Raw genomic sequence first — 20753 nt, forward strand, 5'->3', positions numbered from 1 at the left:
GTGCTTTTTCAGTGTGCGGCGGCGTTGCTGGTCGATACCGAAGGCTTCTGCGAGCGGGCGAGAAGCAAGGTCAGCACGGCGGACATCACGAGAAGACCGGCGACGAAATAGAGGCCGCCCGCATAGCTGCCCGTCGATTCCTTGAGCCAGCCGATGACGACCGGACCGGCGAAGCCGCCCAGATTGCCGATCGAGTTGATCGTCGCGATGCCGGTGGCGGCCGCCGCGCCGGAGAGAAACATCGTCGGCATGGTCCAGAGCGGCGGCTTCGCGCAACTGATGCCGATGTTCACCAGCGTCAGCGAGGCGATCAGACCGACGACGCTATTGGCCATCGCCGCCACGATCAGGCCGACCGCCGCCGCGACGCACGCCAGCACGACGTGCCAGGTTCGCTCGCCGGTGCGATCCGAATGGCGCGACCACAGCACCATCGCGATGACGGACACGATCGGCGGAATCGCGTTGAGCAGGCCGACGGTCATCGACGACACGCCCAGTTGCTTGATGATCTGCGGCGCCCAGATGCCGAGCGTGTACAGCCCCGCCGACGTGCCGAAGTAAATCAGCGACAGCGCGATTACGCGGGGATTCGCAAGGCCGCTGATGATGCCGTGCTTCGCCGTGGTCGCGCGGCTGGCGGTTTCGGCGTTCATGACATCGACCAGCCAGTTGCGCTCGTCGTCCTTCAGCCATTTGGCCTTCTCGGGCTTGTCGGTCATGTAGAAGAAGACGACCACGCCGAGAATGAGCGCCGGCACGGCTTCGAGGATGAAGAGCCATTGCCATCCGTGCAGTCCCATTACGCCGTCCATTTCGAGCAGCGCGGCGGACAGCGGCGAGCCGAGCGCGGTGGAAAGCGGCGCGGCGGCCATGAAGAACGCGACGACGCCAGCGCGATGCCGCGCGGGAAACCAGTAGCTGAGATACAGGATGATGCCGGGGAAGAAGCCCGCTTCGGCCGCGCCCAGCAGGAAGCGGATGATGTAGAAGCTCGTCGGCCCGGTGACGAACGCCATCGCCGCCGAGATGATCGCCCACGTCACCATGACCCGCGCAATCCAGATGCGCGCGCCGACCTTGTGCAGCACGATGTTCGACGGCACTTCGAACAGGAAATAGCCCCAGAAGAAGATGCCCGCGCCGAAGCCGAGAATCGACGCGGTGAAGCCGAGGTCGGTCTTCATCGTGAGCGCCGCGAAGCCGATATTCACCCGGTCGATATACGCGATGAAGTACAGCAGCATGATGAACGGCACGATGCGCCAGCTGACCTTGCGCAGAGTGCGCTTCTCGATGTCCATTTCCATGGAACGTCTCCTGATTCCGATTGATAGGGTTCGAAACCGTCTGGTGCGGTTTTGATGCCGTCTTCGAACGTCGGCTCGAAGCGGTCGCCCTTTACGTGAGCTGACGCCTAAGTTAAAACCGTTGGAATCGCGTATGAATCGACTTAAACTTAATTCATCATTGCAAAAAAATCACGAATGGGCACCGACTCGGAACTGGGATTCTTCTGCCTGCTGGTGAAGCAAGGCAGTCTGGCCGCGACCGCGCGAGAGCTGAATCTGACGCCGCCGGCGGTCTCGCGGCGGCTCTCTTCGCTCGAAGACCGGCTCGGCGTGCGCCTGCTCAACCGCACGACGCGGCGCATCAGCCTGACGAGCGAAGGCGAGGTGTATTTCGCGAACGCCCAGCGAATATTGAGCGACATCGACGACATGGAGCGGACGGTCTCCAGCAGCCGGGCCGCGCCGAAAGGACTGTTGCGCGTCAATGCGCCGTTGGGATTCGGGCGGTCGTATATCGGTCCGGCGATCTCGGAATTCAGCGAGGCGTTTCCCGATGTCGAAGTGCAACTGCATCTGACCGATCGGCCGATCAGCCTGCCGGACGAGAGCATCGACGTGTCCGTGCGCTTCGGCGAGATGCCGGATTCACGGCTGATCGCGAAGAAGATCGCGTCGAATCGGCGGCTTCTGGTGTCGTCGCCGGGATATTTGCGTGTGGCCGGAGAGCCGGCGCATCCGCATGATCTGACTTCGCATCAATGCATCGTGCTGCGTCAGAACGAGGCCGCCTATGGCAACTGGCGTCTGACGCGCAGCGGGCGCACGGAGACCGTGAAAGTGCACGGCAAGCTCAGCACCAACGACGGCGAAGTGGCGCTGAACTGGGCGCTGGAAGGGCGCGGCATTCTCATGCGCGCGGAATGGGACGTCGCGAAGTATCTGCGCAGCGGAAGGCTGGTTCAGGTGTTGAGCGAATACGACACGCCGCCCGCCGATATCTACGCGGTCTATCCCGAACGGCTGAATCTGTCGCCGAAGGTCGCGGTTTTCGTCGATCATCTGCGTCACTATCTCGGCCAGCACGCCGATGGTCCGTCGCCCGCCGGCTCGCCGTGGTAGCGGCGCTTCACGCGTCGCCCTTCAGCTCCTGCGCGATGAAGTCGACGAACGTGCGAATGCGGTTCGACATCTGATGCCGCTGCGAGTAGACCGCGAAGATATCGGCGTTGGGCGTTTCGTGGTCGGGCAGCACGCGCACGAGCGAACCATCGGCCAGATACGGCTTCAAATCCCATTCGGCGCGCATCAGGATGCCGTGGCCTTCGAGCGCCCATTTCACGGCTATTTCGCCGTCGTTCGTCGTGAGCGTGCCGTCGATCCGCACCGCTTCCGTCTTGCGCGACGCGCCGCGTCCGGACGTGAGCCGCCACACGCCGTAGGCTTCGTCGCCCTGACGAATGCCGATGCAGTTATGCCGCGTCAGATCGTGCGGGACGAGCGGCATGCCATGCGCCTCGATATACGACGGCGCGGCGCACAACAGCCGCCGGTTTCCCGCGAGACGCCGCGCGATCACGCGCGTATCGGGCGGTTCGCCGAACCGGATGCAGACGTCGAACTTGTCGTCGGTGAGCGGCGGCGGCGTGACCGACAACTGCAACTGCACCGACACTTGCGGATACATCCTGCTGAAACGCGAAATCAGCGGCGCGACGTGACTGCGCCCGAAACCGAGCGTCGCGTTCACGCGCAGCAGACCTTTCGGGCTTTGCTTGGCGGCGCCGAGCAGTTCGGAGAGTTCGTCGATCTCGTCGAGAATCCGGCGCGCGTGTTCCAGATACAGCTCGCCTTCCGGCGTGAGCATCATCCGCCGCGTCGTGCGATTGACGAGCGCCACGCCGGCGCGCGCTTCCATCTGCGAAAGACGCTTGCTGACGGCCGCCGCCGTGAGGCCGAGCTCGCGCGCGGCCGCGCTCAGACTGCCTGCCGCCGACAGCGTGGAGAAGAAGCTCAGATCGGCGGGCTGGACGGCATCGGGCATCGGTTCATTCGTAACTTCAGGTTAAAGATGCTTTGAGTCTAGCACCGGTTTTGGAGCCGGAATGCGGTTAAAGTTCGCCCATACCCGACAACATCGAAGGACGGAGACATGAAGACCTATCGCATTGCAACGATTCCCGGCGACGGCATCGGCAAGGAAGTGGTTCCGGCGGGCCAGCAAGTGCTCGAAGCGCTCGCCGAGTCCACGCAGGCATTCGCTTTCGAATTCGAGAATTTCGACTGGGGCGCGGACTATTACCGTCAGCATGGCGTGATGATGCCCGCGAACGGACTCGATGCGATCCGGGACAAGGACGCCATTCTCTTCGGCTCGGCGGGCGATCCGGACGTGCCCGATCACATCACGCTGTGGGGCCTGCGTCTCAAGATTTGCCAGGGATTCGACCAGTACGCGAACGTGCGTCCGACGCGCATCCTGCCGGGCATCGACGCGCCGCTGAAGCGCTGCAAGCCCGAAGACCTGAACTGGGTGATCGTGCGTGAAAACTCGGAAGGCGAATATTCCGGCGTGGGCGGGCGCGTGCATCAAGGTCATCCGATCGAAGCCGCGACCGATGTGTCGATCATGACGCGCGCGGGCGTCGAGCGCATTCTGCGGTTCGCGTTCCGCCTCGCGCAGTCGCGTCCGCGCAAGCTGCTGACCGTCATCACGAAGAGCAACGCGCAACGTCACGCAATGGTCATGTGGGACGAGATCGCGAACGAAGTCGCCGCCGAATTCCCCGATGTCAAATGGGACAAGGAACTCGTCGACGCCGCCACCGCGCGCATGGTCAATCGTCCGCAGACGCTCGATACGATCGTCGCCACCAATCTTCACGCCGACATTCTCAGCGATCTCGCCGCCGCGCTCGCGGGCAGTCTCGGCATCGCGCCGACGGGCAACATCGATCCGGAGCGCCGCTATCCGTCGATGTTCGAACCGATTCACGGCTCCGCGTTCGACATTATGGGCAAGGGCCTGGCGAATCCGGTCGGCACGTTCTGGTCGGTCGTGATGCTGCTCGAACATCTCGGCGAGTTCGACGCGGCCAAACGCGTCATGCAGGCGATCGAAGCCGTGACATCCGACAAGTCGCTGCACACCGGCGATCTCGGCGGAACCGCGACGACGGCGCAAGTCACGGCCGCCGTCTGCGCGCTGGTCGACAAGCAGGCGGCTAACGCGGCCTGAATCGGTTGCCCGATGACGTCCCGCGAGCGCGTCTATTTCTCCGCGCCGATGGTCGTCACGGGCTGCCATTTCATCGACTTGACCTGATACAGCGTCGATGTCGGGTTGTTCAGATCGCCGAACTTGTCGAACGAGATATTTCCGGTGATGCCGTTGTACTGGATCGTGCGCAGCGTCTCGATGATCGCGGCGGGCTTCACGGAATTTGCCTTCTTCATCGCGGTGATGGCGAGCCACGCGCAGTCATACGCGAACGGCGCGTAGGTGAGCGTCTCCGCGCCGAAGCGCTTCTTGAATTTCGCGGCGAATGCGCGGCCTTCGGGCAATGAATCGACGGGCCGGCCGTATTCCCAGGCCATCGCGCCTTCAGCCGCGTTTCCCGCCGAACTGATGAACACACTGTCGGCAATCCCGCCGCTGCCGACGAACTGCGCGCGGATGCCGAGCTGCTTCATGCGCTTGACGATCAGCCCGGCCTGACCATCGAGTCCGCCGAAGTACAGAAGATCGGCGTTGGCGGCCTTGATGTTCGTCAGTTGCGCATTGAATTCGACGGCCTTGTCGTTGGTGTATTCCTCCGACACGACCTGGCCGCCCGCCGCCTGCACCGCCTTCCTGAACTCTTCGACAGCGCCTTGCCCGAAGGCGGTCCGGTCGTCCATGACCGCGATCCGCTTCGCCTTGGTGACCTTCACGGCATACGTGCCGGCGTTGCCGGAATTCTGCGTGTCGGTGGCGATGATGCGGAACACGTTGTTCAAGCCCTGACGCGTAATCGCGGGATTCGTCGCCGCGGGATCGAGCAGCGGAATGCCGGCCTTCCCGAAGATGGGCGCGGAAGGCAGCGCGACGCCGGAGTTGTAATAGCCGACGACCGCAACGACGCCATCGTCGACGAGCTTCTGCGCCACCTGAACGCCGATGCGCGGATCGCCCTGATCGTCGACGGATGCGAGCTCGAACTGGACCGGCTGTCCGTCGATGCTGATGTGCTGGGCGTTGGCTTCTTCGATCGCGAGCCGCACGCCGTTTTCCAGATCCTTGCCGTTCGCGGCGCTGATGCCGGTGAGCGGCGCGGACAGGCCGATCTTGACGGTCTGCTGCGCGCTTGCAATGAGCGGAGCCAGGCAGAGCGCGGAGGCCGCGAAGAGGGAAACGAACGTTTTCATGACAGGGCACTCCATCAAGTGAAGGTCATACGCGGTTCGGGCGTTCGCTTAACGCGGGCGAAGGCCGTCATTCGGCTTGTCGTATCGTTTCGGGACTTATTTTCTGTCGAATTCCGGCGGTTCGTATTCGGGGGAAAATACTGATGTCTCCGCGAGCGAACGATTGTTCTGCGGCGCGCCCATCATGAGTCGAGGATTTGCAGATGAATCGGACAGAGAAAGAAAAGATGCTGGCTGGCGAGCTGTACACGGCCAACGACGCAGAAATTCAGGCCGATCAGGCAGCGGCGCGCGCATGGATGGCGCGCTTCAATGGCGCGATGGACATGCCGCTCGCACAGCGGTACGGGTTGCTCGGCGAACGGTTCGCCGCCATCGGTCCGGACTCGATGGTCCGGCCGCCGTTTCATTGCGACTACGGCTACAACATCACGCTCGGCGCGGGCGTGTTCTTGAACTACAACTGCACGATTCTCGATGTCGTCGCCGTGGAGATCGGCGACATGACGCAGATCGCGACGGGCGTGCAGATTCTGACCGCCGATCATCCGCGCGATCCTGCCGTGCGCGCGACGGGCCTCGAACTGGGGCGTCCCGTGCGGATCGGCCGCAATGTGTGGATCGGCGCGGGCGCGATCATCCTGCCGGGCGTGACGATCGGCGATGACGCTCTGATCGGCGCAGGCAGCATCGTGACGCGCGATGTGCCCGCCGGCGCCACGGCGGTCGGGAATCCGGCGCGTGTTCGTCCTGCTGTCCGCGACTAGAAGTCCCGATCGCCGTTACCAGTTCTTCGATGCGAGCAGCGCCTTCACCTGTCCGGCGACGATGGTATAGCCGGCGTCGTTGAGATGGATCGCGTCGGAGCGCAGTGAAGACGGCGGAATGTCGTGGCTGTGATCGATGACGTCCTGAGGAAGGCTCGGATTGTAGGCATTGACGAGCGCAGACTCGACGTCGATGAAATTGTCGGGATACGCCGCCTTCAGGGACGCGTTGAGATCGTCGAGATATTTCGCGACTTCTCCGCCCGCATACTCGCCCGTGAAATCGCCCTTGATGATCGAAAGCACCGCGAAGTGCGCGCCCGCGGGCTTGAGCCACTGTACGATGGACTTCACGTCCGCGAGGACGGTCTGTGCGTCATAGCCATTGTTGCGGCCGACCCAGATGATCGCGGTCCATGTGTCATAGCCTTCCGAATCGCCGAGAAATGCCGATCCGGCGGCGCAAGGCACTGCCGATCCGGCGCTGTCCCGCACGAACGTATAGGTTTCGGTCGTCGATGGCGGCCCGCCGTCCGCTGTGCGCTGGAGCGCGCCATGCACCGAGCAGAGCGTGCCCGGCTTGCTCCGAGCGACGTCATCGGCGGGTGTCGACAGCATGTCGATCGACACGCTCGAAAGATGGACCGCCGTGTTGCCCGCCGGCACGGCGTCGCCATCGACCGTGACCGTCGATGGCAATGCTCCGACGCGCGCCGCGATCTGCGTCGATGTCTGCCCGCCGATGCCGAGATTCGCAAAGGTCCGATTATTTAGCATGCCGGACAAAATTGCCGGGTAGCCGCCGATATCCGATCCGACTCCCTGCGTCAGGCTATCGCCGATGGCAACGATATTCGGCGACGAACCCGCGGGCGTGGCAGCGGGAGCAGGCTCTGAAGCCGGCGTAGGCGCGGTCGCGGTGGACGTGCTTTGAACGCCCGAAGAACTGTCGCCGCCGCCGCCGCAAGCCGCCAGCAACGAAGTGGCGGCCAATGCCGCCAAGCGTGCCTGAATCCGGTTCATGTCTCCCCCAAGTCGACTGGACGTCGTTGTCATTGCCTGCGAGGGTACTGTCATGAAACCGGGGACATGCCGGCCGGACGGAAATCGCCAAGACCTTGTCGGCCTGGAACCTGTCCGGCGCGCGCATCCGCATGTCGCGTTGCGACTAACTGCTTACTCAAACTTCGCGATCGGGCAGCAACGCCGCAAGCAGCCGCCGTAACTCCAGACATTCCTTTTTCGTCAGCCGCGCGGTGAGAATGCGCTCGACTTCCTCGACGCGCGGACGCAGCGCCGCCAGTTGCTTCTTTCCGGCCGGCGTCAGGAAGAGCACGTAACTGCGCTTGTCGACGGGATCGTCCGAGCGTTCGATGAGACCGTTGCGAACCATGCGCGCGACGAGATCGGCGATCGTCGAACGGTCCACATCGAGTTCATCGCCGAGCTGGCGCTGATTGACGCCGGGCGTTTCGTGCAGGACTTCGAGCGCCGCGTACTGCACGCTCGTAATCTCGGCGGAAACCTCGGCGAGCCACACCGCGACATGGCGCTGCTGCGCGCGACGCACGAGGCTGCCCGTGTATCGCGACAGCGCGCGGTCATCTTCTTTATTCGGCAATTTGATCAGTTCATGAGCGGGTTGAAGCACGCGGAAAGATCGGATCGAAAAAGGCGTTCAGTTCCGCGTACGCGTCCAGGGGCAGGACATGCGCGACGTATTGATCCGGACGGACCACGACGATCGCGCCCCGTTCGCGATCGATGCCGCGCTCGTGGAAAATATCAGTCGCCGCATCGTTGGTAAATGCTTTCTCGTAGTCGACCAGACCATAGCGCCCCTTGCGCGGCAGGAGAATGCCCGGCAGTTCATTCAACGCGACGTCGCGATGATCCCGCTGCAACACCGCGCGCAGATCGAGAACGCTGTCCGGATCGGCGCCTTCCGGCGTCACGCGCCGCAGAACGGAATCGGGCGAAGCGCAAAGATGTTCGCACAGCGCATGCAGCGCGCGGCCGTTCCCATCAGCAAACGCATACAGACGCCAGCGGCCATCGGCGCGCGCGACGTGTCCGAGATGCATCGGCTTGGCATCGGCCAGACGAATCACGGGCGACGAGTGAAAGCGCGTGCCGATCGCGAAGCCGCTCGCGAGCGCCTGATGCGTCGGCTCGCCCGTCAGCATGGCCGGACGGTAGCGCGTCGCGACGCCCGCTGTGTAGCGGCCCGCGCGCACGAAGTACGCCTGAAGCTCGGCGGGATCGACGCCGCCCGCTTCGGGCCGGTTCGGGTCTTTGGGCGGTGCGGCCATCATGGCCGACCATTCCTTGTCGAAATCGATGAGCTCCTGCGCGATCGGCTGACGTTCGTCGGAATAGGTGCGCAGCAGGTCGGCGTCGCCGAGTCCGCGCAGCACCGCGCCGAGTTTCCAGCCGAGATTGAAGCCGTCCTGCATCGAGACGTTCATGCCCTGGCCGGCCTTCGCGCTATGCGTGTGGCAGGCATCGCCCGCGATGAACACGCGCGGCTCGCGACTCGTGCCATCGGCGGCGATGGCATCGTCGAAACGGTCCGTCAGACGCTGCCCGACCTCGTACACGGAGAACCACGCGACTTCCTTCACGTCGAGCGAATAGGGATGAAGGATACGTTGCGCGGTCTGAATGATGCGATCGACCTTGATCTGCTTGATGGTGTCGCGATTGTCCGCCGTGACCTCGCCCAGATCGACGTAAAAGCGCACCAGATACCCGCCTTCGCGCGGAATGATGAGCAGATTGCCTTCGCTCGCGGATTGAATCGCGACCTTCAGACGAATGTCGGGGAAGTCCGTGACAGCGAGCGCATCCATCACGCCCCACGCGTGATTGGCCGCATCGCCACGCAGCGTTTGCCCGATGGCCGTCCGCACGCGGCTGCGCGCGCCATCGCAACCCACGACATAACGCGCGCGCACGGTGACGGTCTCGTCGAGCCGCGCCGCATCGGTGCGCCGCAGCGTGACTTTCACCGGATGATCGCCGTCGCCGTCGCCGTCGCCGTCGTCGTCGCCGTCGTCGTCGCCGTCGCGCTCGACATCGACGACTTCGAGATCGTAGTCCGGTTCGAGACGCAAGGCGGAACGCCGCATCACACCGAGCAGATAGTCCTGCACGCGCGCCTGATTGACAATGACGTGCGGAAACTCCGACAAACCTGTTTCGGTATCCTGAACGCGGCCGGTACGCCTGATCGCGCCGCGATCTTCGGCATCGGGCCGCCAGAAAGCCGTTTCGTTGACCCAGTACGCCTCGCGCTGCAGGCGATCGCTCAGGCCGAACGCATTGAACATCTCGACAGTGCGGCACGCGACGCCGTCCGCCTGGCCCATCAAGAGCGGTCCGGAACGGCGCTCGACGATGCGCGTATCGATCGTCGGAAACTGCGAGAGTTGCGCGGCCAGCACGAGTCCCGCAGGCCCGCTGCCGACGATCAGGACATCGACCGTTTCGGGCATGTCGACGCGAGGCGCGTCGCTGGCGGCAGGTTCGATCGTCGGATCGCCGACGCGGAAACCGTCGAGATGAAATTGCATGGTGTCTCCCTCTTTGACTGGATGTCTCGATGGCCTGAAATATACTCCGTACACCAACTATATCAAAGCGATTCCGACGAACTGGATGTTTACCCCTAGATCGGCGCGTCTCGTGCAGCAAAGCATGACGGGTTGCGTCGGCTGGCTCGGGCCGCAGCGTGCGTTATGCGCGCGTGGCGGCATCGACGAATGCGGATATATTCAATTGCGTGGCGGCGGGCGATCGGCTCGTACATCTGATTCGCTCGGATCGGCGACGGCGATCTGGATCGTCAGCCGCACGGGCGGCTGAGCCGCGCATGTGATGGAGCAGCGCACGCAGACTTTCCTGCTGCGTCCGCGGGCGAAGTATGAGATGACGCCGTCATCCGAAAACGCGACCGGTTCGCAGGAATCGCGTGCGGCGGGAAACGATCAACCAAGGAGGCATCCATGGTCATCACGAACTCGCAGTCCGGCACGAACGTCGAGGAAATCGCCGCTGGCGTGTATCGCATCAACACGCCCGTGACGCTGCCCGGCGATGCGGGCGGTTTTTCCTTCAACCAGTATCTGATCGTCGATGACGATCCGCTGCTCTTTCATACCGGTCCGCGCAAGATGTTCCCGCTCGTGCGGGAAGCGCTCGCGAGCGTGATCGATCCGGCGCGCTTGCGGCACATCGCGTTCTCGCACGTCGAAGCGGACGAGTGCGGTTCGCTCAACGAGTGGCTTGCGGCGTCGCCCGATGCCACGCCGCTGTGCGGCACGGTTGCTGCGATGGTGTCGATCACCGATCTCGCCGATCGCGCGCCCGTCGCGCTCGCCGACGGAGAATCGATCCCGCTCGGACGTCATCGCGTGCGATGGATCGACACGCCGCATCTGCCGCACGCCTGGGAGTGCGGCTTCATGATGGAAGACAGCACGCGCACGCTCTTATGCGGCGATCTGTTCACGCAAGGCGGCGCGACGCTGCCCGCGTTGACCACCGGGGATATTCTGGGCCCGAGCGAAGCGTTCCGGCGCAGCATGGATTACTTCTCTCACACGCGTAACGCCGACGCGATGTTCGAGCGCCTCGCGCAACTCGCTCCGACCACGCTCGCCTGCATGCACGGCAGCGCGTGGAGCGGTGACGGCGCTGCGTTGCTGCGCGCATTGGCGCAGAGCGTGAAGCAATGAAACGTCCGACGTCATTCGATAACGAGTTTCGTCAGACACATTCCTTTCGCCCCGACGACACAGCCCGTCACGACATCGAAACGCAGGCCGTGCGCGGGGCATTGAAGGATATGTCCGTCGAGCCGGCCGTTCGCGAGCGAAGCGCCGTTGTGCGGACATGAATTGTCGATCGCGTGAACGACGCCTTCGATATTGAAGAGCACGACGCTGCGTCCATCGACGAACGTGAGCGTGCGCGCGCCGGTCTGCGGCACGTTCTCCGGCGCGATCGATAGTTTGTGTGTCATCGCGGATTCAATGCCACGGACTCAGGTCATCGCACGGCGTGTGCGCGTCCATCCAGTCGTAGGGGCCGTATGACGCTCCCCACGCCCATGTCCGCGTGGACGTCGAGGTCGACGGGACCTCCGGCTTCGATTGTTCGACGGTGTCGGCGGTTTCGGTCGACGAAGCCGTGTGCAGGCGATCGGTCATTGCGGTTTCTCCTTGAAGTGGCGTGAATTTATCGGCTGATTTCGGTTGCTTGCTGCTCTGATGCACGTCCGCGCAGCGCGTCGATCTTGTCGAGATCGCGTGCATATCTCGCTCTGCCGAGCGCGAATGCGACCATTGCCGCCACGCCGACGAGCGGAATCACCTGTAACGCGCCCAACAGACCGATGCGGTCGGCGATCGCGCCCGTCACGAGCGGGCCGGGCGCGAGGCCGAGCAGGTTGTTGGCGAGCGTGAGCGTCGCGAATGCGGAGGCGTGGATCGTCGATGGCGTGAGGTTGGCCACCATCGCGCCCGCCGGCCCCGACGTACCCGCGACGACCAGAATGCCCGCGCCGAGCAGCACGAGCTGCAATGCGCCTGGCGCAACGCGGAAGCCGATGGACAGCAGCACGATCGAGATCAGGCAATAGGCCAGCGCCGTGATCCACTTGCGCGACGGCGCGTTGCGGCAAATCTTGTCCGTGACGACACCGCACGCGACCATGCCGATTCCGCCGAGCAGCACGAAGACGGCGGCGCCTGCCGCGGCCTTGTCGGCGGGCATCGCGTAGTAGCGGTTGAGGAAGCTCGGCATCCACGCGATCACCGCGCCCATGATGAAAAGCTGCAAGCCGCTGCCGACGTACGCGCAGACGACGGAAACCGTCGAGAAGAGTCCGGCCAGCAGCGCGCGCAGACTCGTGCGGATGCCGTCCGCCTGTCGCGTGGCGGGTTGCGCGTCGCCATATCGCGCGGCGATGCGCTTGTCGGAAACCGTCAGACGATAGACGATCACGAGCACGATGCCGAAGATCGCCATCGCCGCGAACGAGGCACGCCATCCGAAGTGCATGGCGACGAAGCCGCCGAGCGCCATGCCGAGCACCGAGCCGAACGCACCGCCGGCCATGAACGCGCCGGTGAGCGTGGAGCGCAAGTGCGCGGGGAAAATGCTGAGAATCAGCGCGATGCCGACGCTGCCGTAAGCCGCCTCGCCGAGACCGACGCAGGCGCGCGCCACGAGCATTTCGCCGTAGTTGGTCGCGATCGCACAGCCGAGCGTCGCGAGACTCCAGAGCGTCGCCATCAGAACGAGGCTGCGCACGCGGCCCCAGCGGTCGGCGAGCACGGAAAGCGGAAAGGTGAGTAGGCCGACCATCAGCGCGACGACGCCGCTCAACGAGCCCAACTGCGTGTCGGAAAGGCCCCATGCCTGCTTGAGCAGCGGAAACACCGCGTTCAGCACTTGCCGGGACATGTAGTCCGATAAAAGCAGACCGAAGGTCAGCGCGAAAACGATCCACGCGTATTTGCGTGATTTGGCCGTGGCGGTGTTGTCGTCACACTTCGCCGGCTCGATGCAATGAATATCCAAGATTGTCTCCTCCGATGTCCGGCTTCCGGCAGGACGCGTGAGCATCCCGCCATCGCCGTGGAGTGTTGATGTCAGGCCGCGCGCAGCGGCAGATTGACCTGGCCGGCCTTGCGGTTCGGCGCCATACCGTTGGCGGCGAGCGTTTCGTCGATGGTTTCGTATTGCACGCCGATGCGATAGATCTCGCGCGCTTCCTTGCCGCTCGCGATCTCGCGTCCCAGTTCGCGCGCCACGCGCACGCACTGCTCGATCTGCTGCACCGACGTGAAACGGTTGCCGTGCTGATCGATGATCGTATCCTCGATGCCGCAGCGCGGATGCAGGCCCATCGACATCGCCATCATGTTGAACGGCAGCACGTTCTTCAGCAGCGACTCCGCCGTGAGCGTGCAGCCGTCCGGCGCGCGATGCACGAAGTTGAAGAAGTTGAACGGATTCGGACCGTCGAAGCCGCCGCCGATGCCGATCCACGTCAGATTCAGCGGCCCCTTGTACACGCCCTTGCGCACGAGGCGTTCGAGCGTCTCCAGCGCGTGGATGCCGGTCAACTGGAAATGCGGCTGGATGCCGGACGCCTGCAGACGGCGCAGATGCTCCTCGACCCATGCGGGGCCGGCGGGAACCGTCATTTCCGCGTAGGCGGCCATGAACGCCGGGTTGGAGAGCGAAGTGCCCGCCAGATACTCCGGATACAGCAGCTCCATGATGTTCATCTGCGTCGTGTTGATCGCGACGGTCACCTGATCGGGCTTCGGATCGAGTTCGGCGAGCATGTGACGCGTATCGTCGGAGAGCCACTTGGCCGCCTGACCGTCGTCTTCCGGCGCGAACGAGATCGAACCGCCGACCTGGATGATCATGTCCGGCACCGCCGCGCGCACGCCGGCGATCAGCTCGTTGAACTTCGAGAGGCGCTTGCTGCCCTTGCCATCGAGTTCCCGCACATGCAGATGGAGAACGGTCGCGCCCGCGTTGTAGCAGTCGACGGCTTTCTGCACCTGCTCTTCCATCGTCACGGGGATATCTTCAGGGAAATCTTCCGGCATCCACTCGGGACCGTAAGGCGCAACGGTGATTACGACCTTGTCCTGGTTTTCGGGGTGCAGGGAATCGTCGAGGAATTGCATGTTCGCTCCTGTGAATTGGATTCGTTGACCTGAACCCATCGTAGTGGAGAGATGTCTCGTGCAACCCTCTCGCGTCGGGAGGGGAGGGCGCGATATTGAGGGCGCGATCTGCAGCCGTTGCCCCTCCCGCCGCGAGAGGGGTTTTGACCGCGCGCTTTCCGTATTCTTGCAACATGACTTCACGCGCCGTGAAGCGGCCGATTACGCGGCTGCCTTTTCGATCACGACGTCCGGAAGCAACAAGATACGGAGACCTTATGAAACTCGGAAGAATTCCATGCTTCGCCGCGTTGCTCGCGTGCTCAGGCGCTGCGGCGGCACAAGGTTCGGTGACGCTTTACGGCGTCGTCGATGCAGGCTTGCTTTATCAGAGCACGTCGGCCGCGTCGTTCGCGCCGAACGCGCCCAATCTGGGCAAGGTGTATCGCTACAAGGACGGCGGCATCTACGCCAGCTACTGGGGCCTTAAAGGCTACGAGGATCTCGGCGGCGGATATCGCGTCAACTTCAGGCTGCAGGGCACCTTCGATTCGGGCAGCGGCCGCTTCGGTCTGTCCGACACACCCGGCGTGCCCGCGCAGTTCAACCAGTTCGCGACGCTCGGCATTTCCGGCCCGTTCGGCACGTTCAACGCGGGCCGCCAGATCGTGCCGATGGTCTACGCAATGTTCGATACCGACGTGCGCGGCGCGCAGTACTTCGGCAGCATTCTCACCGCGTGGCTCGGCATGAACCAGGCCGCCGGCTGGCCGGGCACCAGCACGAACGGTCCGATCGGCGCGCTGTACGACAGCAACGCGCTCGTCTACGAATCGCCGAAATTCTATGGCGCGTCGCTCGCGCTCGAATACGCGCCGGGCGGCGTACCGGGCGAATTCCAGGGCGGCACGCGCGAGTCCGCCGTGGTCAAGTATTCGAACTTCGGCCTGAACCTCGCGGCGGTCTACTACAACGGACACGATGCGAACCCGCTGCCCGGCGTCGCGGCGACCGGCCTCAACAACAACCGGCTCGTCTACTTCGGCGCGATGTACACGTTCAGCGACATTTCGGTGTCCGGCTCGTACAGCCACGGCAAGAATCCGGCGAACGCGGGCCGCGCGGACTACGACCTCTATTCGGCGGGCCTCGGCTATCGCTTCTCGCCGGTGTTCAAGATGACTTCGGGCTTCTATTACCTGAAGGACAACAACAACTCGACGAATCATTCGAGCGAATTCGCGCTCGGCGCGGAGTACAGCCTGTCGAAGCGCACGCTCGCTTATGCGCAAGTCGGCTATGTCGACAATCACGGCACGATGAACCAGACGATCGTCTACGGGCAACCCGTGGCTCCGGGCGAGTCGACCACCGCGGCGATGATCGGCCTGCGGCACAACTTCTAAGACGATAAACGGAGCAACCATGAAGAAAATCATGTCACGCAATGCGGTGGGCGGCGCAGCGATCGTGATGGCGTCGATGAGCGCCGGCCTCGAATCGAGCCAGTCGATCGCGGCGGCGAGCGCGCCTTCGATGGCCTCGGCCGCGAGCGCGCCTGTCGCGACGCGCAAGGAGAATCGCGCGCTGCGCAAGCTCGTGTACGCGGCGTTCGCGAAGGACAAAAGCATCGATGCGGGCGATATCGGCGTGAGCGCGAAAGACGGCGCGGTGACGCTGACGGGCACCGCGGCCGACGCGGCGCAGATCGAGAAGGCTGCAACGCTGGCGAAAGGCGTCCCGGGCGTGACGTCTGTCACGAACAAGCTGACCGTCCGGCGCAATTTCGCGCAATAACGGAGATTGCATGAGAACGATGGAATACAGCATGGCGACGATCGATGAATTCGTCGGCCAGGAATTGGGCGTGTCGGACTGGGTCATCGTCGATCAGGCGCGCATCGAGGCATTCGCGCAATGCACGGGCGACATGCAGTGGATTCACGTCAACGAGGAACGCGCGAAACGCGAGAGCCCGTTCGGCGGAACGATCGCGCACGGCTATCTGACGCTGTCGCTCCTGGCGACGCTCGCGATCGAAGTCGGCCTCATTCCGCCCGATGCATCCGCCGCGCTGAATTACGGACTCGACAAGGTGCGCTTCATGACGCCGGTGCGATCGGGCAAGCGCGTGCGATGCCGCGTCGTGCTCAGTGCGGTGGAGCGCAAGGACGGCGGACGCATCCTCGTGAAGACGGACAGTGAATTACAGATCGAAGGCGAGACGAAGCCGGCGCTGATCGCACAAACGCTCGCAATGCTCGTCGCGTAACGGCGGCGCGTGGAAGGAATTTCAAATGATCAACGAGAACGAAGGCCTCACGGCCAGCGCCGCCGACGGCATGCTCGGACCCAACCCGTTCGTCGGATTGCGCGCGGTCGACATGTTTGCGGCTGCGGGACAGATCGGCGCTCAGGCGATGCTGCATCCCGCGTTGCTGATGGGACAGACCGCGGCGCTCGTCCGCGATCTGAGCTCGGCGGTCAACGGCGCTCACGCGCCTTCGCCGCAGCAAGGCGACAAGCGATTCGCCGATCCGGCATGGCGCGAACAGCCGCTGTATCGCACGACGCTGACGGGGTATCTGGCATGGCGCGATGCGCTCGCCGGATTCATCGATCGGTCCGCGCTCGACGATGCCAGCAAGGAGCGCGCGCAGTTCGTGATGTCGCTCCTGACCGATGCGCTCGCGCCGACCAACACGCTCGCGGGCAATCCGGCGGCGCTGCGCAAGCTCGTCGACACGCGCGGTGCGAGCGTCGTCGCCGGCATGCGCAACATGCTCACCGATACGCTCAACAACAAGGGCATGCCTTCGCAGGTCGACAAGCGCGCGTTTCGCGTCGGCGGGAATCTCGCGACGACGCCGGGCGCGGTCGTCTTCCGCAACGAAGTGCTCGAACTCATCCAGTATGCGCCGGCGACGCCGAACGTCCGCGCGCGTCCGCAGCTCATCGTGCCGCCGCAGATCAACAAGTTCTATATCTTCGATCTGTCGGCGGGGAAGAGCATCGTCGAATATCTGGTGCAGAGCGAGTTCCAGGTGTTCGCCGTGAGCTGGCGCAATCCGACCGAGGCGCAGCGCGACTGGGACATGGACACGTATGTCGCCGCGCTCATCGAAGCGATCGACGCGGTGCGCGACATCACCGGTCACGCGGATGTGAACCTGCACGGCGCGTGCTCCGGCGCGATGACGATCTCCGCGCTGCTCGGCCATCTGGCGGCGCGCGGCGACAAGACGGTCCACGCGGCCACGCTGATGGTCGCCGTGCTCGACAGCAGCGCCGATTCGCAACTCGGTCTCTTTACGACGCCCGAAGCCATCGAAGTCGCCAAGCGCAGCAGTCGCGCGAAGGGCGTGCTGCCCGGCGAGGAAATGGGCCGCGTGTTCGCATGGATGCGGCCGAACGATCTCGTCTGGAGCTTCTGGGTCAACAACTATCTGATGGGCGAGGCGCCGCCGGCCTTCGACATCCTCTACTGGAACAACGACACGACGCGCCTGCCCGCGAAGCTGCACGGCCAGTTGCTCGACATCTTCACGCGCAGCCTGCTCAGCGAGCCGGGCAAGCTGACGGTGCTCGGCACGCCGGTCGATCTGTCGAAGGTCGAGTGCGACACGTATGTGATGGCCGGCGTGACCGATCACATCACGCCGTGGAAGGGCGTCTATAACACGGCGCGCGCGTTCGGCGGCAAGACGCGCTATGTGCTGAGTTCGAGCGGGCATATCCAGAGCCTCATCAATCCGCCGGGCAATCCGAAGGCGAAGTTCTTCCGTAACGACGCATTGCCCGAAGACGCCGATGCATGGTTCGCCGGCGCGCGCCCGGAAGCGGATTCGTGGTGGAACGACTGGCGCGACTGGCTTGCGCAACGCTCGGGCGAACTGCGTCCCGCGCCGCGAGCCCTCGGCAACCGGCGTCACAAGCGACTGGCCGACGCGCCCGGAACGTATGTCAGCGAGGCCTGAAGCGAAGCGTCCAAACGGAAAACAAAGATGAAAAACGTGCGCGCACCGGAAATACAGACTGTTTCGCTGGATGGCCAAACGCTTCGCGTGGGCATCTGGCGTGGCAACGAGACTTCGCCGCCGCTCGTCGTGTTCAACGGCATCGGCGCGAATCTCGAACTGATTCAGCCATTCGCCGATGCGCTCGGCGATGTCGAAGTCGTCGTCTTCGATGTTCCCGGCGTCGGCGGATCGCCCGCGCCGCTCGTGCCGTATCGCTTCGCGACGCTCGCGGTGATGACCGACAAGCTGCTCGGGAAGCTCGGCTACGAAGGGCCGGTCGACATTCTCGGCGTGTCGTGGGGCGGCGCGCTGGCGCAACAGTTCGCGTATATGTATCCGTATCGCTGCCGCAGGCTGGTGTTGGCCGCGACATCGCCGGGCGTCATCATGGTGCCGGGGCGGCTATCGGTGCTGTCGAAGCTCGTCGGCGCGCGGCGTTACCGCGATCCGGACTATCTGCGGGAAGTGGGCGCGGAGATTTACGGCGGCGCTTATCGGCGCGATCCCGCGCTGCTGGCGGAACATGGCCGTCACATTCGCGCGCCGGGCGGACGCGGATACATGTATCAACTGCTCGCGACGTGCGGATGGAGCAGCCTGCTCTGGCTCGGCTCCCTGCGCCAGCCGACGCTCGTCATGCACGGCGACGACGATCCCATCGTTCCGCTCGTCAACGCGCAAATCCTTGCGCGCCGCATCCGGCGCGCGACGCTGCATGTCATCGAGGACGGGCATCTGTTTCTCATCACGCGAACATGCGAAGTCGGGCCGCTGGTGCGCAGTTTCCTGGCGAGCGAATAGCGAAAGAAACGCGTATCGTGTCGGATACCTCGGACTCGCATCGTGCTTCATGAACCTCATTCGCCTCGACATGCGGCGCGCGATCGTCATCGCCGCCGCCAGCTTCATGCTCGCGCTGACAGGATGCGCGTCTTCTTCACGCGATGCGCAATCGTCGCTCGATGCCGCCATTAACGGATCGCAACGCAGCGACAAGGCGAGGGCGCGCGACGTCTATCGTCATCCGAGAGAAACGCTGCAGTTCTTCGAGCTGACTCCGACCCAGGCGGTGCTCGAAATCGCGCCGGGCGGCGGGTGGTACACGGACATACTCGCGCCCTATCTGCACGATTCGGGTCAGCTTTACGAGGCGCAATATCTGAGCATATCCGCCGATCTCGCCGCCGAGGACAGCGATACCGACGCCGCTTATCGGCGCAAGCTCGCGGCTGCGCCCGCGGTGTATGGAAACGTCGTCGTCGGCACGTTGCACGCGGGGCGCTTCATCGGCTTTAACGCGCATGAGCGGTTCGACCGCGTGTTCACGTTCAGGAACATCCATAACTGGATCAAGGACGGCCAGATCGATGCAAACCTGCGCGCGTTCAATGACGCGCTCAAGCATGGCGGCGTGCTCGGCGTGGAGGAGCATCGCGCGCGGCCGGGAACGACCGTGCAGCAAATGATCGATTCCGGCTACGTGACCGAAGCATTCGTGATCGAGCACGCGCAAGCAGCGGGTTTCGTGCTGGTTGCGCGCAGCGAGATCAACGCGAATGCAAAGGATACGAAGGACTATCCGAACGGCGTGTGGTCCTTGCCGCCCACTTACCGGGGCGGCGATGTCGACCGGTCGCGTTACGCCGCCATCGGCGAGTCGGATCGCATGACGCTCAGGTTCGTCAAGCCTTAGTGAGGTCTCAGACCTGAGCGATGCCGCCGTCGACGAAGAATTCCGCGCCCGCGACGAAGCTCGATTCATCGGATCCGAGGAACAGCACGACCTTCGCGACTTCGTCCGGATCGCCGACGCGTCCGAGCGGCACGTTCGACGCCATGTAGTCGAGCAGGCCTTGCTGCTGCGCCTGATCGGGGCCGGCCAGCTCGACGAGACCAGGCGTTTTCACCGGCCCCGGGCTGACGACGTTCACGCGAATTCCGCGATCCTTCAGGTCCAGCGTCCAGCTACGCGCGAGGTTGCGCACGGCCGCCTTCGACGCGCTATAGACGCTGAACGCGGCGGTGCCCACGCTGCCCGCCGTCGACCCGGTCAGGATCACCGATGCGCCGTCGCGCAGCAGCGGAAGCGCCTTCTGAACGGTGAAGATCGTGCCCTTCACGTTGCGCCCGAACGTGTCTTCGTAGTGCTCTTCGGTGATCGCGCCGAGCGGCAGCATCGAGCCGCCGCCGGCGTTGGCGAACAGCACGTCGATGTGCGAATGCTTCTGCTGAACGGCATCGTAGACGCGGTCGATATCCGCGAGGTTCGACATGTCCGCGCGGATGCCGACGACGCGGCCCTTCATCGACTCGACAGCCGCGTCGAGCTCCTTCTGACGACGGCCGGTGATGAACACCGACGCGCCTTCCGCCGCGAAACGCGCCGCCGTTGCATAGCCGATTCCGCTGGTGCCGCCCGTCACGACCACGACCTTGTTTTCGAATTTGCCAGTCATTTGAGTTCTCCGTTGGTTTCGCGTCGCACGTTGCGTCGCGTTGAAGACATCATGCCGATGAGACAATCGGCGCGGTAGACTGCGAAACTGGGTTTGATAGTTCCAAAAATGGGTCAATCGA

At 63.8% G+C, this 20753-nt stretch carries 22 protein-coding genes; 11 read left to right on the forward strand and 11 right to left on the reverse strand.

Annotated elements, in window-relative coordinates:
* Nucleotides 1-8: 8 nt before the first annotated feature.
* Nucleotides 9-1310: an MFS transporter gene (locus BG60_RS26670; RefSeq protein ID WP_008347500.1), complete on the reverse strand. Its 1302-nt coding sequence runs from the start codon at nucleotides 1308-1310 to the stop codon at nucleotides 9-11.
* A gap of 177 nt (nucleotides 1311-1487) precedes the next feature.
* Here BG60_RS26670 and BG60_RS26675 point away from each other — a divergent pair, with 177 nt between their 5' ends.
* Nucleotides 1488-2411 (forward strand): LysR family transcriptional regulator, encoded by a 924-nt coding sequence (locus BG60_RS26675; protein ID WP_008347501.1) that lies wholly within the window; start codon nucleotides 1488-1490, stop codon nucleotides 2409-2411.
* Nucleotides 2412-2418: 7 nt separating this feature from the next.
* Here BG60_RS26675 and BG60_RS26680 read toward each other — a convergent pair whose 3' ends face one another.
* Nucleotides 2419-3333, reverse strand: a complete 915-nt coding sequence (locus BG60_RS26680) for a LysR substrate-binding domain-containing protein (protein ID WP_008347503.1) — start codon at nucleotides 3331-3333, stop codon at nucleotides 2419-2421.
* A 108-nt stretch (nucleotides 3334-3441) separates the two neighbouring features.
* On the opposite strand from BG60_RS26680, the gene BG60_RS26685 reads away from it, so the two are divergent.
* Nucleotides 3442-4527, forward strand: a complete 1086-nt coding sequence (locus BG60_RS26685; RefSeq protein WP_008347505.1) for a tartrate dehydrogenase — start codon at nucleotides 3442-3444, stop codon at nucleotides 4525-4527.
* Nucleotides 4528-4559: 32 nt separating this feature from the next.
* Here BG60_RS26685 and BG60_RS26690 read toward each other — a convergent pair whose 3' ends face one another.
* Nucleotides 4560-5696 carry a branched-chain amino acid ABC transporter substrate-binding protein gene (locus BG60_RS26690; RefSeq protein ID WP_008347507.1) on the reverse strand — a complete coding sequence of 379 codons (1137 nt, stop codon included), beginning with the start codon at nucleotides 5694-5696 and terminating at the stop codon, nucleotides 4560-4562.
* Between the two features lie 203 nt (nucleotides 5697-5899).
* On the opposite strand from BG60_RS26690, the gene BG60_RS26695 reads away from it, so the two are divergent.
* On the forward strand, nucleotides 5900-6463 hold the full coding sequence (locus BG60_RS26695; protein ID WP_008347508.1) for a sugar O-acetyltransferase: 564 nt from the start codon (nucleotides 5900-5902) through the stop codon (nucleotides 6461-6463).
* 15 nt (nucleotides 6464-6478) lie between these two features.
* Here the strand turns inward: BG60_RS26695 and BG60_RS26700 are convergent, their stop codons facing one another.
* From BG60_RS26700 to BG60_RS26710, 3 genes are all read right to left on the reverse strand, one after another.
* Nucleotides 6479-7486 (reverse strand): SGNH/GDSL hydrolase family protein, encoded by a 1008-nt coding sequence (locus tag BG60_RS26700; RefSeq protein WP_008347510.1) that lies wholly within the window; start codon nucleotides 7484-7486, stop codon nucleotides 6479-6481.
* 157 nt (nucleotides 7487-7643) lie between these two features.
* Nucleotides 7644-8084: a MarR family winged helix-turn-helix transcriptional regulator gene (locus BG60_RS26705; protein WP_033536433.1), complete on the reverse strand. Its 441-nt coding sequence runs from the start codon at nucleotides 8082-8084 to the stop codon at nucleotides 7644-7646.
* 10 nt (nucleotides 8085-8094) lie between these two features.
* Complete coding sequence (locus tag BG60_RS26710) at nucleotides 8095-10038, reverse strand: FAD-binding monooxygenase (RefSeq protein ID WP_034473358.1); 1944 nt, start codon at nucleotides 10036-10038, stop codon at nucleotides 8095-8097.
* Nucleotides 10039-10123: 85 nt separating this feature from the next.
* Between BG60_RS26710 and BG60_RS39110 the strand changes: the two genes are divergently transcribed.
* Together BG60_RS39110 and BG60_RS26715 are read left to right on the forward strand one after the other, a co-directional pair.
* Nucleotides 10124-10330 carry a hypothetical protein gene (locus BG60_RS39110; protein ID WP_033536413.1) on the forward strand — a complete coding sequence of 69 codons (207 nt, stop codon included), beginning with the start codon at nucleotides 10124-10126 and terminating at the stop codon, nucleotides 10328-10330.
* Between the two features lie 140 nt (nucleotides 10331-10470).
* On the forward strand, nucleotides 10471-11202 hold the full coding sequence (locus BG60_RS26715; RefSeq protein ID WP_008347516.1) for an MBL fold metallo-hydrolase: 732 nt from the start codon (nucleotides 10471-10473) through the stop codon (nucleotides 11200-11202).
* Between the two features lie 11 nt (nucleotides 11203-11213).
* On the opposite strand, the gene BG60_RS26720 is transcribed toward BG60_RS26715, so the two are convergent.
* The 4 genes from BG60_RS26720 to BG60_RS26735 all read right to left on the reverse strand — a co-directional run bounded on the left by BG60_RS26720 (nucleotide 11214) and on the right by BG60_RS26735 (nucleotide 14178).
* Nucleotides 11214-11489 carry a Rieske (2Fe-2S) protein gene (locus BG60_RS26720; RefSeq protein WP_008347518.1) on the reverse strand — a complete coding sequence of 92 codons (276 nt, stop codon included), beginning with the start codon at nucleotides 11487-11489 and terminating at the stop codon, nucleotides 11214-11216.
* Nucleotides 11490-11496: 7 nt separating this feature from the next.
* Entirely contained in the window at nucleotides 11497-11676 is a 180-nt protein-coding gene (locus BG60_RS26725; RefSeq protein ID WP_033536412.1) for a hypothetical protein, read from the reverse strand.
* 28 nt (nucleotides 11677-11704) lie between these two features.
* Nucleotides 11705-13051, reverse strand: coding sequence for an MFS transporter (locus BG60_RS26730; protein ID WP_008347520.1), 1347 nt, complete (start codon nucleotides 13049-13051; stop codon nucleotides 11705-11707).
* A gap of 71 nt (nucleotides 13052-13122) precedes the next feature.
* Nucleotides 13123-14178: a beta-keto acid cleavage family enzyme gene (locus BG60_RS26735; protein WP_008347521.1), complete on the reverse strand. Its 1056-nt coding sequence runs from the start codon at nucleotides 14176-14178 to the stop codon at nucleotides 13123-13125.
* Nucleotides 14179-14435: 257 nt separating this feature from the next.
* Here BG60_RS26735 and BG60_RS26740 point away from each other — a divergent pair, with 257 nt between their 5' ends.
* Genes BG60_RS26740 through BG60_RS26765 form a run of 6 tightly spaced genes read left to right on the forward strand, consistent with a single transcriptional unit; the run spans nucleotide 14436 to nucleotide 19869 of the window.
* Nucleotides 14436-15563 (forward strand): porin, encoded by a 1128-nt coding sequence (locus BG60_RS26740; protein ID WP_008347523.1) that lies wholly within the window; start codon nucleotides 14436-14438, stop codon nucleotides 15561-15563.
* Nucleotides 15564-15582: 19 nt separating this feature from the next.
* On the forward strand, nucleotides 15583-15954 hold the full coding sequence (locus BG60_RS26745) for a BON domain-containing protein (RefSeq protein WP_008347525.1): 372 nt from the start codon (nucleotides 15583-15585) through the stop codon (nucleotides 15952-15954).
* Nucleotides 15955-15964: 10 nt separating this feature from the next.
* Complete coding sequence (locus tag BG60_RS26750) at nucleotides 15965-16429, forward strand: MaoC family dehydratase (RefSeq protein WP_033536411.1); 465 nt, start codon at nucleotides 15965-15967, stop codon at nucleotides 16427-16429.
* Between the two features lie 25 nt (nucleotides 16430-16454).
* A complete protein-coding gene (locus BG60_RS26755) occupies nucleotides 16455-18134 on the forward strand; it encodes an alpha/beta fold hydrolase (RefSeq protein WP_008347528.1) in 1680 nt (559 codons plus the stop codon).
* A 27-nt stretch (nucleotides 18135-18161) separates the two neighbouring features.
* A complete protein-coding gene (gene phaZ, locus BG60_RS26760) occupies nucleotides 18162-18977 on the forward strand; it encodes a poly(3-hydroxyalkanoate) depolymerase (RefSeq protein ID WP_008347529.1) in 816 nt (271 codons plus the stop codon).
* 49 nt (nucleotides 18978-19026) lie between these two features.
* Nucleotides 19027-19869, forward strand: coding sequence for a class I SAM-dependent methyltransferase (locus tag BG60_RS26765; RefSeq protein ID WP_034473361.1), 843 nt, complete (start codon nucleotides 19027-19029; stop codon nucleotides 19867-19869).
* Nucleotides 19870-19876: 7 nt separating this feature from the next.
* Here BG60_RS26765 and BG60_RS26770 read toward each other — a convergent pair whose 3' ends face one another.
* Complete coding sequence (locus tag BG60_RS26770; RefSeq protein WP_033536410.1) at nucleotides 19877-20632, reverse strand: SDR family NAD(P)-dependent oxidoreductase; 756 nt, start codon at nucleotides 20630-20632, stop codon at nucleotides 19877-19879.
* Nucleotides 20633-20753 lie beyond the last annotated feature (121 nt).

It is taken from the genome of Caballeronia zhejiangensis (assembly GCF_000698575.1).
Taxonomy (GTDB): domain Bacteria; phylum Pseudomonadota; class Gammaproteobacteria; order Burkholderiales; family Burkholderiaceae; genus Caballeronia; species Caballeronia zhejiangensis.

Excerpts from the sequence above, each read along its gene's own strand:
- BG60_RS26670 (WP_008347500.1), bottom strand. The coding sequence starts at position 1,310 with ATGGAAATGGACATCGAGAAGCGCACTCTGCGCAAGGTCAGCTGGCGC.
- BG60_RS26675 (WP_008347501.1), top strand. The coding sequence starts at position 1,488 with ATGGGCACCGACTCGGAACTGGGATTCTTCTGCCTGCTGGTGAAGCAA.
- BG60_RS26680 (WP_008347503.1), bottom strand. The coding sequence starts at position 3,333 with ATGCCCGATGCCGTCCAGCCCGCCGATCTGAGCTTCTTCTCCACGCTG.
- BG60_RS26685 (WP_008347505.1), top strand. The coding sequence starts at position 3,442 with ATGAAGACCTATCGCATTGCAACGATTCCCGGCGACGGCATCGGCAAG.
- BG60_RS26690 (WP_008347507.1), bottom strand. The coding sequence starts at position 5,696 with ATGAAAACGTTCGTTTCCCTCTTCGCGGCCTCCGCGCTCTGCCTGGCT.
- BG60_RS26695 (WP_008347508.1), top strand. The coding sequence starts at position 5,900 with ATGAATCGGACAGAGAAAGAAAAGATGCTGGCTGGCGAGCTGTACACG.
- BG60_RS26700 (WP_008347510.1), bottom strand. The coding sequence starts at position 7,486 with ATGAACCGGATTCAGGCACGCTTGGCGGCATTGGCCGCCACTTCGTTG.
- BG60_RS26710 (WP_034473358.1), bottom strand. The coding sequence starts at position 10,038 with ATGCAATTTCATCTCGACGGTTTCCGCGTCGGCGATCCGACGATCGAA.
- BG60_RS39110 (WP_033536413.1), top strand. The coding sequence starts at position 10,124 with ATGTTTACCCCTAGATCGGCGCGTCTCGTGCAGCAAAGCATGACGGGT.
- BG60_RS26715 (WP_008347516.1), top strand. The coding sequence starts at position 10,471 with ATGGTCATCACGAACTCGCAGTCCGGCACGAACGTCGAGGAAATCGCC.
- BG60_RS26720 (WP_008347518.1), bottom strand. The coding sequence starts at position 11,489 with ATGACACACAAACTATCGATCGCGCCGGAGAACGTGCCGCAGACCGGC.
- BG60_RS26725 (WP_033536412.1), bottom strand. The coding sequence starts at position 11,676 with ATGACCGATCGCCTGCACACGGCTTCGTCGACCGAAACCGCCGACACC.
- BG60_RS26735 (WP_008347521.1), bottom strand. The coding sequence starts at position 14,178 with ATGCAATTCCTCGACGATTCCCTGCACCCCGAAAACCAGGACAAGGTC.
- BG60_RS26740 (WP_008347523.1), top strand. The coding sequence starts at position 14,436 with ATGAAACTCGGAAGAATTCCATGCTTCGCCGCGTTGCTCGCGTGCTCA.
- BG60_RS26745 (WP_008347525.1), top strand. The coding sequence starts at position 15,583 with ATGAAGAAAATCATGTCACGCAATGCGGTGGGCGGCGCAGCGATCGTG.
- BG60_RS26750 (WP_033536411.1), top strand. The coding sequence starts at position 15,965 with ATGAGAACGATGGAATACAGCATGGCGACGATCGATGAATTCGTCGGC.
- BG60_RS26755 (WP_008347528.1), top strand. The coding sequence starts at position 16,455 with ATGATCAACGAGAACGAAGGCCTCACGGCCAGCGCCGCCGACGGCATG.
- phaZ (WP_008347529.1), top strand. The coding sequence starts at position 18,162 with ATGAAAAACGTGCGCGCACCGGAAATACAGACTGTTTCGCTGGATGGC.
- BG60_RS26765 (WP_034473361.1), top strand. The coding sequence starts at position 19,027 with ATGAACCTCATTCGCCTCGACATGCGGCGCGCGATCGTCATCGCCGCC.
- BG60_RS26770 (WP_033536410.1), bottom strand. The coding sequence starts at position 20,632 with ATGACTGGCAAATTCGAAAACAAGGTCGTGGTCGTGACGGGCGGCACC.